General features: G+C 74.5%; 10 protein-coding genes. 5 read left to right on the forward strand and 5 right to left on the reverse strand.

What is annotated here, in order from left to right; all coding sequences use genetic code 11:
- Positions 1-133 precede the first annotated feature (133 nt).
- A complete protein-coding gene (locus ACFY60_RS29180) occupies positions 134-952 on the reverse strand; it encodes a M15 family metallopeptidase (protein WP_388617562.1) in 819 nt (272 codons plus the stop codon).
- On the opposite strand from ACFY60_RS29180, the gene ACFY60_RS29185 reads away from it, so the two are divergent.
- Positions 951-1,514, forward strand: coding sequence for an NUDIX domain-containing protein (locus tag ACFY60_RS29185; RefSeq protein ID WP_388617565.1), 564 nt, complete (start codon positions 951-953; stop codon positions 1,512-1,514). The genes ACFY60_RS29180 and ACFY60_RS29185 overlap by 2 nt on opposite strands.
- Here the strand turns inward: ACFY60_RS29185 and ACFY60_RS29190 are convergent.
- Positions 1,502-3,859 (reverse strand): glycoside hydrolase family 31 protein, encoded by a 2,358-nt coding sequence (locus tag ACFY60_RS29190; RefSeq protein ID WP_388617568.1) that lies wholly within the window; start codon positions 3,857-3,859, stop codon positions 1,502-1,504. The genes ACFY60_RS29185 and ACFY60_RS29190 overlap by 13 nt on opposite strands.
- A gap of 214 nt (positions 3,860-4,073) precedes the next feature.
- Here ACFY60_RS29190 and ACFY60_RS29195 point away from each other — a divergent pair, with 214 nt between their 5' ends.
- A complete protein-coding gene (locus ACFY60_RS29195; RefSeq protein WP_388617572.1) occupies positions 4,074-6,047 on the forward strand; it encodes an acetoacetate--CoA ligase in 1,974 nt (657 codons plus the stop codon).
- Between the two features lie 42 nt (positions 6,048-6,089).
- Here ACFY60_RS29195 and ACFY60_RS29200 read toward each other — a convergent pair whose 3' ends face one another.
- Entirely contained in the window at positions 6,090-7,409 is a 1,320-nt protein-coding gene (locus tag ACFY60_RS29200; protein ID WP_388617575.1) for an aminotransferase class I/II-fold pyridoxal phosphate-dependent enzyme, read from the reverse strand.
- A 47-nt stretch (positions 7,410-7,456) separates the two neighbouring features.
- Between ACFY60_RS29200 and ACFY60_RS29205 the strand changes: the two genes are divergently transcribed.
- Entirely contained in the window at positions 7,457-8,752 is a 1,296-nt protein-coding gene (locus ACFY60_RS29205; protein WP_388617578.1) for an MFS transporter, read from the forward strand.
- Positions 8,753-8,794: 42 nt separating this feature from the next.
- Complete coding sequence (locus ACFY60_RS29210) at positions 8,795-9,730, forward strand: hypothetical protein (RefSeq protein ID WP_388617581.1); 936 nt, start codon at positions 8,795-8,797, stop codon at positions 9,728-9,730.
- Positions 9,731-9,815: 85 nt separating this feature from the next.
- Here the strand turns inward: ACFY60_RS29210 and ptsP are convergent, their stop codons facing one another.
- Together ptsP and ACFY60_RS29220 are read right to left on the reverse strand one after the other, a co-directional pair.
- On the reverse strand, positions 9,816-11,486 hold the full coding sequence (gene ptsP, locus ACFY60_RS29215) for a phosphoenolpyruvate--protein phosphotransferase (RefSeq protein WP_345281973.1): 1,671 nt from the start codon (positions 11,484-11,486) through the stop codon (positions 9,816-9,818).
- 80 nt (positions 11,487-11,566) lie between these two features.
- The gene (locus ACFY60_RS29220) at positions 11,567-12,016 is read right to left on the reverse strand and encodes a PTS glucose transporter subunit IIA (RefSeq protein WP_388617585.1); all 450 of its coding nucleotides are present in this window, start codon (positions 12,014-12,016) and stop codon (positions 11,567-11,569) included.
- 314 nt (positions 12,017-12,330) lie between these two features.
- Between ACFY60_RS29220 and ACFY60_RS29225 the strand changes: the two genes are divergently transcribed.
- Positions 12,331-12,525 (forward strand): hypothetical protein (locus ACFY60_RS29225; RefSeq protein ID WP_388617588.1); only part of this gene is annotated, 195 nt, incomplete at its 3' end.

Below are 12,525 nucleotides of genomic sequence, written 5' to 3' on the forward strand. Positions count from 1 at the left end.
CCGGGGGACCGCCCCCCCTTCCCCCCCGCCCCCCGCGCCCCCCCGCCCCCCGCCCCCCCCTCACCCCCCCCCCCCCCCCGCTGCCGGCGGCCCGGCCGGGGGGCGGCGGGGGAGGAGCCGGTGCCGGGAATCCTCAGCGTCCGGCCACCGACCGCCGGGCCACGGGGAAGTCGAAGTACGTCGAGGGGTACGGCTCCGGCCTGAAGGTGAAGTGCCACCACTCCTCGGGCAGGTTCACGAACCCCTGCTCGGCCAGCACCCCCTTCAGCAGCTGCCGGTTGGCGCGCTGCTCGCCCGTGGCCCGCGGATCGTCGGTGTGCGAACGGGTGTCGAAGCAGTCGTACCCGGTCCCCATGTCCACCGAGTTGTCCGGGAACCGCTCCGCCCGCGGGGCGAAGCACGCCACGAGCGGCTCGCCGGGCACGTACCGACGGGTCGGCGCCGCCGGCAGCCGTACCAGCGTCAGGTCGACCGTGGACCCCCGGCTGTGCCCCGACCTCTCCGCGATGTAACCGTCCGCGAACAGCCGCGACTTCTCCACCAGGGGGTAGAACTCGCCCTTCATCCGCTCGTCGCCGAGGTCCTTCGCCCAGCGCACGAAGTGGTCGACGGCCCGCTGCGGCCGGTAGCAGTCGTACACCTTCAGCGTGTAGCCCCGGGGCAGCAGCCGCCGCTGCGCGCGGTGCAGGGCCTCGGCGGCCGGCCGGGTCAGGAGGCACACCGGCTGCCGGTAGCCGTCGACCGGCTCACCCACGAAGTTGTGCGCCGTCGTGTACCGCATCTCCTGGAGGATCGTCCGGTCCACCGCGTCGAGCGCCACGAACCCGGACGGCGCCTTCGGCTCCGGCACGGCCCGTGCCGGGGGAGCGGAGACGGCGGCCCCGGTCAGGGCGAGGAGCCCGGCCGAGGCGGTGACGGCGAGGGTACGGAGTGCGCGAACCGGTCGAGTCATGCGCACCGTCTATCAGTTCCGGCGGCGCCGGGAAAGGGCCATCGCGTACGGTCGGGCCGTGAACGACACCGGGACCACCTTCTGTTCCGCCTGCGGCGCCGCCCATCCGGCCGGCGCCGGATGGCCCCGCACCTGCCGCTCCTGCGGCCGCACCGCCTACCGCAACCCGCTGCCCGTCGCCGTGGCCCTGCTCCCCGTGCGCGACGGCCGGGGCGAGGGCCTCGTCACCATCACCCGCGGCATCGAACCCCGGCGCGGCGGCACCGCCCTGCCCGGCGGCTTCATCGACCACGGCGAGGACTGGCGCGCCGCCGTCGTCCGTGAACTCCGCGAGGAGACCGGCATCGAGGCCTGCGCGACCGACGTCCGGCTCGCCGACGCCCTCGGCTCCGGCGACCACCTCCTCCTCTTCGGCCTCCTGCCCGCCCTGGACGCCCTCCCGCCCTTCACGCCGACCCCCGAGACGACCGCCCTCCACGTCCTGCGCGCCCCCCGCACCCTCGCCTTCCCCCTCCACACCGAGGCGGCACGGAAGTGGTTCGCCGGGGCCTACGGCTCCTGACCGCACCCCCGCACCCGCACCGGCAGCCCCACGTCCTCCACGCCGGCGTCCGTCACCCGCTCCACCACCACCCGCCCGTCCACCCGGCGCGACCGGTACCGCTCGATCTCCGCCGGCTCCCAGCCGTCGCCGGTGTCGCGCACCACGAGCCCCCCGCCGGTCCGCCCCACGGCGGGCGCCCACACCTCCAGCGCGAGCCGCCCGTCCGCACCGCTCACCGGGATCACCGCCCCCGCCCGCGCCAGGACCGGCACCCGCGCGAGAGGGGCCTCCACCAGCACCTGCCCCGGCCCCTCGTACGGGCGGCCCGTCGCCGTGTCGTACCAGCGCCCGCGCGGCAGCCGTACCGCCCGCCGGTCGGCACCCCGGTGCAGCACCGGCGCGACCAACAGCGCGTCCCCGAGCAGAAACGCGTCCTCGCACGATCGCAGCGCCCGGTCCTCCGGCGTCCCCCACCACACCGGCCGCGCGAACGGCGCCCCCGTCATCCGCGCCAGCCGGGCCAGCGTCCCGAAGTACGGGCGCAGCCGCTCCCGTTCGGCCAGCGCCGCCCGCGCGTGCTCCAGCACCTCCGGGCCGAACTCCCACGGCTCGCCGCCCGACGTCCCCGTACGGAACAGCGGCAGCCACGCCGCCAGCTGGAGCCGGCGCAGGTACAGCTCCGGTGACGGGCTCCCGCCGGTCCCACCGGTCCCGTCCGGACCGGAGCCCGTGTACGGCACCCCGCACAGCCCGAGCCCCAGCACCAGCGCGAGCGAGGCCCGCAAGCCCGGCCACCCGGCGGTCACCTCGCCGGACCAGGTGCCGCCGTACCGCTGCGTGCCCGCCCAGCCCGACCGGGAGAGGAGGAAAGGCCGCTCCTGCGGACGCAGCCGGCGCAACCCCTCGTACCCGGCGCGGGCCATCGCGAGCCCGTACACGTTGTGCGCCTCGTGGTGGTCACCGCCCCGCCCCTCCAGAGCGTGCCGGGCCGACCGGGGCAGCGTCCCGTCCCCGAACGGGCCGGGCACCAGCGGCTCGTCCCCGGTGTGCGCCACCCCGGCGAAGCCCTGCCGCAGCCGCTCCTCGTACAGCCCGCCCCACCACCGTCGCACCTCCGGGTCCGTGAAGTCCGGATAGGCGCAGTCACCCGCCCCCGCCACCCCGCGGATCTCCGCGCCCCGCGCGTCCCGCACGAAGACCCCCGCGGCCCGCCCCTCCTCGTACCGCGCCCGCCCCGGCTCGGCCCGCACCGCCGGCTCCACGACCGACACCAGCCGCACTCCCCGTTCCCGCAGCTCCTCCGCGAGACCCGGCAGCCCGGCGGACCGCTCCCGGCCGCCCCCCGGCACCCCGTGACCGCCGGCGGGGCCACTCTCCAGGTGCACGGCCGCCAGCGGCAGCCCCCGCTCCCGGTACCCGTCCACCACCCGGCGCACCTCGTCGGCGCTCCCGGCCCCCCGGCTCACGTGCTGGGGCCCGAGGGCCCACGACGGAGGCAGCGCGGGCGCCCCCGTCAGCGCCGCCCAGCCGTGCAGCACCCGCGCGGGCGTGCCGACCACCACCCAGCAGCGCAGCGGCCCGCCCTCCATCCGCACCTCGGCGGTCCCCGGCCGGTCGTGGCCCGAACCGGCCCCCTCCTCACCCTCGGCGAGCGTGACCCGCCCGTCCCAGGAGTTGTCGTGGAACGCCAGATGCGTCCCCGCGTCGGAGACGACGAACTGCACCGGCATCGTGCACGACGGAGGACCGTCCTGCGGCGCCGGGAGCCCCCGCGGACCGGTGTTCCACAGGCGGTAGGAGCCGTCCCGCAGCCGCGGCCCGCCCGCCTGTCCCCCCAGGCCGAAGAACCGGGCGTCCGCCGGCACCTCGCTGCGCTGCGCCCACCGCGCGGGACCGCCCGCCACCGGTTCCCACCAGCGCGGCGGCAGATCCCGCCGCAGCACCACCCCGCCCGGCGTACGGACCTCCACGGCCCCGTGCCGCGAGACGGCCACCGTCACCCGCTCCGACACGATCCGCCACCCGCCGTCCGTGTCCGGTTCGAGCGCCGCCCGCGGATCGGGCTCCGGTGCCTCTCCCGCCAGCGCGTACGAGGGGAGCGGCTCGGCCCCGTCCCATCCCCAGAACACGGTGCCGCCCGCCGACACGGTGATGCGCAGCGCGGACCGCGCGAACCGCAGGACGCCCCCGCCCGGCAGCGCCTCCGCCGCGACCAGCGGGCCCGGCACCCGCGCCCGCTCCGGCCCCCTGGCCGGCAGCCCCCACGCGTCCGTCCGGCGCAGCCGCCACGCCGTCCGTACCGTCCGCAGGCCCCGCACCGACCCCCACACCTTCACCGAACGCAGCAGTTCACGACCGTCCATGACGATCACCCTGCCACCCGCCGGAGGCGCGGTGAGCTCCGTTCAACCGCCGTTCACCCGTGGTGGGAGCACATGTTCAACTCCCCGACCATGGGTGGGCGACCCTGGTGCGAAAGAGGATCACATGGCATCGTCCTGTCAGCCGCGTCACGCGCACACCCCAGCACGTGCGCGGGACACACGCCGACCCCGCGTACAGCCAGGGAGCCACCCCATGACATCCGCAGCGCCGACCGAGCCGCTCTGGCAGCCGGACGAGGACCGCATCGCCTCGGCCGCCGTGACCCGCTTCCAGGCCTGGGCCGCCGAACACCACGGCGCGCCGGCCGAGGGCGGCTACCCCGCGCTCCACCGGTGGTCCGTCGAGGAGCTCGACACCTTCTGGCGGGCCGTCGCCGAGTGGTTCGACGTCCGCTTCTCCACCCCGTACGAGCGCGTCCTCGGCGACCGCGCGATGCCCGGCGCGGACTGGTTCCCCGGCGCCACCCTCAACTACGCCGAGCACGCCCTGCGCGCCGCCGCCGACCGTCCCCACGACACGGCCCTCCTCCATGTGGACGAGACCCAGGAGCCCACCCCGATCACCTGGGCCGAGCTCCGCCGCCAGGTGGGCTGCCTCGCCGCGGAACTCCGCGCCCTCGGCGTACGCCCCGGTGACCGTGTCAGCGGCTACCTGCCCAACGTTCCGCAGGCGGTCGTCGCCCTCCTCGCCACCGCCGCCGTCGGCGGTGTCTGGACCTCCTGCGCCCCCGACTTCGGCGCCCGCTCCGTCCTCGACCGCTTCCAGCAGGTCGAACCGGTCGTCCTCTTCACCGTCGACGGCTACCGTTACGGCGGCAAGGAGCACGACCGCCGCGCGACCGTCGCCGAACTCCGCGCCGAGCTGCCCGCCCTCCGCGCCGTCGTCCACATCCCGCTCCTGGGCACCGGCACCCCGGACGGCGCCCTCCTCTGGGACGACCTCGTCGCCGGCGACGCCGAGCCGGTCTTCGAGCAGGTGCCGTTCTCCCACCCGCTGTGGGTCCTGTACTCCTCCGGCACCACGGGCCTGCCCAAGGCGATCGTCCAGTCCCAGGGCGGCATCCTCGTCGAGCACCTCAAGCAGCTCGGCCTGCACTGCGACCTCGGCCCCGGGGACGTGTTCTTCTGGTACACCTCCACCGGCTGGATGATGTGGAACTTCCTCGTCTCCGGTCTCCTCACGGGCACCACCGTCGTCCTCTACGACGGCAGTCCCGGCTTCCCCGACACCGCCGCCCAGTGGCGCATCGCCGAACGCACCCGCGCCACCCTGTACGGCACCTCCGCCGCGTACGTCATGGCCTGCGCCAAGGCCGGCGTCCACCCGGGCCGCGACTTCGACCTGTCCGCCGTGCGGTGCGTCGCCACCACCGGCTCCCCGCTGCCGCCCGACGGTTTCCGCTGGCTCCACGACGAGGTCCGCGACGACCTGTGGATCGCGTCCGTCAGCGGCGGCACGGACGTCTGCTCGTGCTTCGCGGGCGCCGTCCCCACCCTCCCCGTGCACATCGGCGAACTCCAGGCCGCGGGCCTCGGCACCGACCTCCAGGCGTGGGACCCCTCCGGCAAGCCGCTCGTCGGCGAGGTCGGCGAACTGGTCGTCACCAACCCCATGCCGTCCATGCCGATCCACTTCTGGAACGACCCCGACGGCAGCCGCTACCGCGACAGCTACTTCGAGATGTTCCCCGGCGTCTGGCGCCACGGCGACTGGATCACGATCAGCGACCACGGCTCCGTCGTCATCCACGGCCGCTCCGACTCCACCCTCAACCGGCAGGGCGTGCGGATGGGCAGCGCCGACATCTACGAGGCCGTGGAGCGCCTCCCGGAGATCCGCGAGTCCCTCGTCATCGGACTGGAGGAGCCGGACGGCGGCTACTGGATGCCCCTCTTCGTCCACCTCGCGGAGGGCGCGACCCTCGACGAGGAACTGATCGACCGGATCCGGCGGACCATCCGCACGGAACTCTCCCCGCGCCACGTCCCCGACGAGATCATCCAGGTCCCCGGCGTCCCGCACACGCTCACCGGCAAGCGCATCGAGGTCCCGGTCAAGCGCCTGCTCCAGGGCACGCCGCTCGACAAGGCCGTCAACCCGGGCTCGGTCGACAACCTCGACCTGCTCCGCTTCTACGCCTCCCTGGCGGAAGCCCGCCGCGCCTGACGCGACCGGGGGCCGGCACCCGCCCGGGTGCCGGCCCTCCGTTCATCCGCCGTACGTGGCCTGCGCGTCGCCCAGCACCTCGGCGAAGTCCGCCGCGAGCCGCCGGGCGTCCTCCGGCCGCAGCGTCGCCGCCGTGATCCGCACCGCGGGCGGCGCCGCGATCCGGAAGCGCGCCCCCGCGGCCACCCACCAGCCGTGCGTCCGCAGCCCGTTCACCACCGCGGACTCGTCGCGCACCGGCACCCACACGTTGAACCCGCTCGCCCCGACCGCCCGGATCCGGTACGCGCCGAGGGCGTCGAGCAGGGTCGCGCGCCGCTCCGCGTACGCCGCCTCCCCGGCCGCGACCAGCTCACCCACCGACGGGTCGGTGAACAGCCCGGCCACCGTCCTCTGCAGCAGGTGACTGACCCAGCCCGAGGTCATGAGCATCCGGCCGTCGTGCCGGGCGAGCGTCACCGGGTCACAGGCGACCCCGGCCCACCGCAGGTCGATCCCGAGGTGCTTGGAGACGGTCCTGACCTGCGCCCAGCGCTCCAGCCCCCCGGCGGCCAGGGTGTACGCCGCCGCGCCGCCCACCTCCGCGTTGTGGTCGTCCTCCACGACGAGCACCTCGGGGAACTCGCGCACCACCGCCACCAGAGCGTCCCGCCGCGCGCGGGTGAAGAAGGCCCCCGTGGGGCACTGACCGCGCGGGCTGCACACCACCGCGCGCGCCCCGCCGCGCAGGGCCGCCCGCAGCGACTCGGGCACCATGCCCTCCCCGTCCACCGTCACCGGCGCGATCCGCAGTCCCAGCGCGGGCACCAGATCCAGCAGGTGGTGGAAGCCGGGGTCCTCCACGGCCACCGCGTCACCGGGCCGCAGCTCCGTGGAGAGCAGCCGCGCGATGCAGTCCAGAGCCCCGTGCGCGAAGGTCACGTGCTCCGCGGGCACGCCGTCCCGGACGAACCAGTCCCGCGTCAGCGCCTCCAGCTCGGCGAGGCGCGGGGCCGCGCGGTGCGAGCCCTGGACGGGCGCGAACTCCGCCGGCGGGCGCAGCACCGGCAGGAACGCCGGATCGGGATGGCCACCGGCCAGGTCCACCAGTCCCTCGGGGACGCGGGGCGGGCGCCGGGAGGCCACCGACGGAACCTCGGCCACCACGGTCCCGCCCCGGCCCCGGGTGACGACGAGCCCCCGTCGGCGCAATTCCTTGTAGGCCGTGGCGACCGTGCCCGGACTGACTCCGAGCGCGTCCGCGAGCCGCCGTACCGGAGGGAGGGCGTCACCCGGCCGGAGCCCGCCCTCGGCGACCCCCCGCTCGACGGACGCGGCAATCCCCTTGGCCGTGGACCCCTCGATCGAATATTGTGCTGCCACGTACTCAACTATGTACCAATACAAAGAAATACGCAAGGGGGACCCACGTGAGCCGCTCGACCCGCCCCGCCCGAACACCTCTCAAGGACCGCGTCCCGGGCGGCCCCGACGGGCGCCGCCTGCTCCTCATCGGTTTCATCGACAAGTGCGGCACCGGCCTCTGGGCCACCGCCATGGCCCTCTACTTCACGTACGTCACCGGCCTCGGCCTCGGCGAGGTCGGCCTCCTCGTCGGCCTGTCCGGCGCGGCCGGCATCGCCGGCGCCCCGCTCGGCGGCCGCCTCGCCGACCGCTTCCCCCTCGTGCGCGTCCTCATCGGCACCCAACTCCTGCGCGCCGCGGCCCTCCTGGCCCTCCTCACCACCGACACGTACGCCCTCCTCGTCGTCTACTCGGCGATCGGCGCCCTCCCCGACCGCGCCACCAACGTCCTCACCAAGCTCTACGCCGCCCGGATCGCCGGCCCCGACCGCGCCCGCTACCAGGCCATCAACCGCACCGCCTCCAACATCGGCTGGACCATCGGCGGCCTCGGCGCCGCGGCGGCGCTCGCCGTCGGCACCACCGCGGCCTACCAACTCCTCCTCGTCGGCAACGTCCTCTCCTACCTGCTGATGGCCGCCCTGACCCTCCGCTGCGCCGAGCCGCCCGCCCCCTCCCGCACCGTGGCGACCGGCACCCCCGCCACCGACGGCTCCCCGGCCCCCGCGCCCCGCCGCTCCGACCCGTGGCGCGACCGCGCCTTCCTGGGCTTCACCGCGGGGGACGCCGTCTTCTTCCTCCACGACTCGATCCTCCAGGTCGGCCTGCCCCTCTGGATCGTCCACGCCACCGAAGCCCCCGCCGGCCTCGCGCCCCTGCTGCTCGTCGTCAACAGCGTCCTCGTCGTCCTCTTCCAGGTCCCCCTCTCCCGCTTCGGCGCCACCCCCGCGGCCGCCCGCCGGCTCTACCGCCCCCTCGCCGTCCTCTTCGCCACCGGCACCACCGCGGTCTGCGTCTCCGGCATCGGCGGACCCGCCACCGCCGTCACCGCCCTCGTCGTCGCGGCCGTCGCCCTCACCTTCGCCGAGATGCTCCACACCCTCGCCTCCTGGGAACTCTCCGTCGCCCTCGCCCCGGACGACGCCCAGGGCGCCTATCTCGGTGTCCACGGACTCGCCCAGTCCACCCAGCGCTTCGGCGGCCCCCTCCTCGTCACCGGACTCGTCTCCGCCGGCCCCTTCGCCTGGCCCGTCCTCGGTGCCGTCCTCGTCGCCACCACCGTCGCCCAGCGGCGCCTCATCGGTCACCGACTCCCCGAATCGTCACTGTCAGTGGCGAAGGTTACGGTGAGTGAGCACTGATCGGAGCGGACCGACCGGCCCGCGAACCAGGGGGGACCAGCCATGCCTCACACCGACACCGCCCGCACCCCGCACACCACCGCGGCCGACCGCCGCCTCCGCCGCGCCCTGCGCCGCGAGATGCCCAGCACCGTCGGACTCCTCGCCGACGCACGGGACTTCGCCGCCATGCGGCGCTACCGCACCTTCGCCTTCGACGACCACACCGCCTACCTCCAGCAGATCGAGGCCCTCCTCAGGACCCTCGCCTCCCAGGGCGGACACACCACCGTCACCCTCTTCGACCCCGAGGAGTACGCGGCCTGGTGCACCGCCACCGGAACCGACCCCGACCACCCGGCCAGCCGCAGCCGCTTCACCGCCCACGTCGCCGCCACCGGGGCCCGCCTCACCTACACCGGCCAGCCGCTCGCCACCCTCCTGCCCGAACTCGTCGACACCGCCGTCCGCCACGCCACCTGGGAGTACGCCACCACCGTCCTCGCCACGGCCGGGGACTGCGCCGCCTGCGGCAAGGACATCGGCAAGGCCGCCTTCGACCGCGCCACCCACCTCCTGGCCCGCCTCCTGGAGGCCACCGGCCCCGGCACCCACCACCTGGTGTGCAGCGTCCCCGCGGGCACGGACCACCTCCTCACCGTCCTCCACACCCGCACCGACGACGACGGCACCGCCCACCACGACCTCACCGCCGCCACCGAGTTCACCGCCGTCCTCGCCGCCGGCATCGCCCTCTCCGCCCCCGGCGGCCTCGTCCTGCGCACCTCCGCGCCGGGCGCCCGCGACCGCCTCCACGGCTGGCGCCTGAAGGACGCCACCCTCGCCCCGCTCACCGAGGCCGAGGTCTTCGCCGCCTACTGCACCGACGCCCGCACCGGCGAACCGGTCGCGCCCGAACCGGACGTCGATCACCGCGCCGGCTTCCCGCTCCCCACCGACCCCTACGACGACTGCGCCGCCCACCGGCCCCGGCCCTGACCGGCCAACCACCCGGAAACGCCGGAGGGGCTCCCCGCCACCATGTGACGGGAAGCCCCTCCGGAGAACAGGCGCCGGCCGGCGATCACTCGCCGGACAGCACCGCCTGCGCCGCGCGCCGCGCCTCTTCGGCGGTGTCCGCGGCCCGCGCCGCGGCCGCCGCCCGCTCGCACTGCGCCAGCGTGTACGTGGCCAGCGTCGCCCGCACGTACGGGATCGACGCCGCACCCATGGACAGGGAGGTGACCCCCAGACCCGTCAGCACACAGGCGAGCAGCGGATCCGACGCCGCCTCACCGCACACACCACAACTCTTGCCCTCGGCCTTGGCCGCCTCCGCGGAGAGCGCCACCAGGTCGAGCAGCGCCGGCTGCCACGGGTCCTGCAGCCGCGACACCGCACCGACCTGCCGGTCGGCGGCGAAGGTGTACTGCGCCAGGTCGTTGGTGCCCAGCGACAGGAACTCGACCTCCTGGAGGATCGAGCGCGCCCGCAGCGCCGCCGACGGGATCTCGACCATGGCACCGAACTTCGCCCGCAGCCCGGCCTCACGACAGGCGTCCGCGAAGGCCTTGGCGTCCGTACGGTCGGCGACCATCGGCGCCATGACCTCCAGGTACACCGGCAGGCCCTCGGCCGCCTTCGCCAGCGCGGTGAGCTGCGTCCGCAGCACCTCCGGGTGGTCGAGCAGCGTCCGCAGACCCCGCACACCGAGCGCCGGGTTCGGCTCGTCCGCCGGCGTCAGGAAGTCGAGCGGCTTGTCCGCCCCGGCGTCCAGCACCCGCACGACCACCCGGCCCTCGGGGAACGCCTCCAGCACCTTGCGGTAGGCCTCGATCTGCTTCTCCTCCGACGGCGCCTTCCGGCTGTCGTCGAGGAAGAGGAACTCGGTACGGAACAGACCGACGCCCTCGGCACCGGCCTCCACGGCCGCCGGTACGTCCCCGGGACCGCCGACGTTGGCGAGGAGCGGCACCTTGTGCCCGTCCGAGGTGGCACCGGGACCGCTGGACGCGGCGAGCGCGGCCTTGCGCTCGGCGGCGGCCCTGGTCAGCTCGGCCTTCTTCTCCTCGCTCGGCTCCACGAAGATCTCACCGGTGGAACCGTCGACGGCGATCATCGTGCCCTCGGCCAGCTCACCGGCACCGGGCAGCGCCACCACGGCCGGCACTCCCAGGGCCCGCGCGAGGATGGCGCTGTGGCTGGTCGGCCCGCCCTCCTCGGTCACGAAACCGAGCACGAGCGCCGGGTCGAGCAGCGCCGTGTCCGCGGGCGCCAGGTCCCGCGCGATCAGGACGTACGGCTCGTCGCTGTCCGGCACGCCCGGCATGGGCACGCCGAGCAGCCGCGCGACGATCCGGTTCCGCACGTCGTCCAGGTCCGCGACCCGGCCGGCCATGTACTCACCGGCGCCCGCGAGCAGCTCGCGGTAGTGCGAGAACGCGTCGTAGATTCCGCGCTCGGCCGTGCTGCCGACCGCGATCCGCCGGTCCACGTCGGCGATGAGCTCCGGGTCCTGGGCGATCATCGCCTGGGCCTCCAGCACGGCCTGGGCTTCACCGCCCGCCAGGTTGCCCCGCGCGATCAGGTCCGCGGCGACGGCCTCCACGGCCTGGCGGGCGCGCCCCTGTTCGCGCTCCGCCTCGTCGGCCGGAATCTGCTTGGCCGGCGGTTCGAGGACCGCCGTGCCCATGTGCCGGACCTCGCCGATCGCCACTCCGTGGCTGACGCCGACGCCTCGCAGCGTTGTCTCCATCTCACCGTCTCCGATAGTGCGGCGGCCCGGGCCGCCGTGTCGATTGTCGAACTCCTGGCCGTCCTGCGGACGGGGCCGGCTCAGCTCCAGTGGAAGAGCTGGTCGCCGGCCTTCACCTCGCCGTCCTCCTGGACGGCGGAGAGGGAGTCCGCTGTGGCCTCGAGGGCCACGACGGGGCAGATGGGGGACTTGCCGGCGGCCTCGACCTCGGCCGGGTTCCAGCGCACGACGGCCTGTCCCCGCTGCACGGTGTCGCCCTTGTTCACGAGCAGCTCGAAACCCTGTCCGTTGAGCTGCACGGTGTCGATGCCGAGGTGGACGAGGACGCCGTGGCCCTCACCGTCGACGACGACGAAGGCGTGCGGGTGCATGGAGACGATGACCCCGTCGACGGGGGAGACCGCCTCGGAGGGCTCGCGCACGGGATCGATGGCGGTGCCGGGCCCGACCATGGCACCGGAGAAGACCGGGTCGGGAACTGCGGCGAGACCGATGGCGCGTCCAGCGAGTGGCGACGTCACGGTTGACATGGGAAGCCTCCCAGGGGCGGAGATGGTGTGGCGCCGTCACTACCTGTCCTGGACGGCGTACTGTCCTGAAGCGTATGTCATGGGAAGTCCTAGTTCCGCACGAGACGTACCAGTTGGCGGACCTACGGACTACCCGAAACGATTTGCCTCTACTGACGGTGGGATGTACTGTCGTACTCCTGCTTGACCCCAGTGCGGCCTGGAGCCGCGGGTCGGCAGCACCCATCAAGCTCAGATCCTAACCCCAGTGGTCTACACCTCTGCGTGCGTCAGCTCGCCGGGGGAGTGGTCAGGAGGCCGGAGAAAGCCTGGTAATGTTTGACCCCGCCGAGGAAACGGAAAGCGCGAAAGCGAATTCCTATCCCGGCAGCCCGCTCCAGCGGGTGGCAGAGAAGGAAATCGGATCTGCTAAGCTGGAAACGAAGGAAGCGCCCGGAGGGCCTGGAAACAGGAACGAAGGAAGCGTCCGCACCTTGAGAACTCAACAGCGTGCCAAAAATCAACGCCAG

It is taken from the genome of Streptomyces sp. NPDC012827 (genome assembly GCF_042900905.1).
Taxonomy (GTDB): Bacteria; Actinomycetota; Actinomycetes; order Streptomycetales; family Streptomycetaceae; genus Streptomyces; species Streptomyces gulbargensis.

Coding starts and splice junctions, on each gene's coding strand:
- ACFY60_RS29210 (WP_388617581.1), top strand. CDS start 8,795: ATGCCTCACACCGACACCGCCCGCACCCCGCACACCACCGCGGCCGAC.
- ptsP (WP_345281973.1), bottom strand. CDS start 11,486: ATGGAGACAACGCTGCGAGGCGTCGGCGTCAGCCACGGAGTGGCGATC.
- ACFY60_RS29195 (WP_388617572.1), top strand. CDS start 4,074: ATGACATCCGCAGCGCCGACCGAGCCGCTCTGGCAGCCGGACGAGGAC.
- ACFY60_RS29185 (WP_388617565.1), top strand. CDS start 951: ATGCGCACCGTCTATCAGTTCCGGCGGCGCCGGGAAAGGGCCATCGCG.
- ACFY60_RS29220 (WP_388617585.1), bottom strand. CDS start 12,016: ATGTCAACCGTGACGTCGCCACTCGCTGGACGCGCCATCGGTCTCGCC.
- ACFY60_RS29190 (WP_388617568.1), bottom strand. CDS start 3,859: ATGGACGGTCGTGAACTGCTGCGTTCGGTGAAGGTGTGGGGGTCGGTG.
- ACFY60_RS29180 (WP_388617562.1), bottom strand. CDS start 952: ATGACTCGACCGGTTCGCGCACTCCGTACCCTCGCCGTCACCGCCTCG.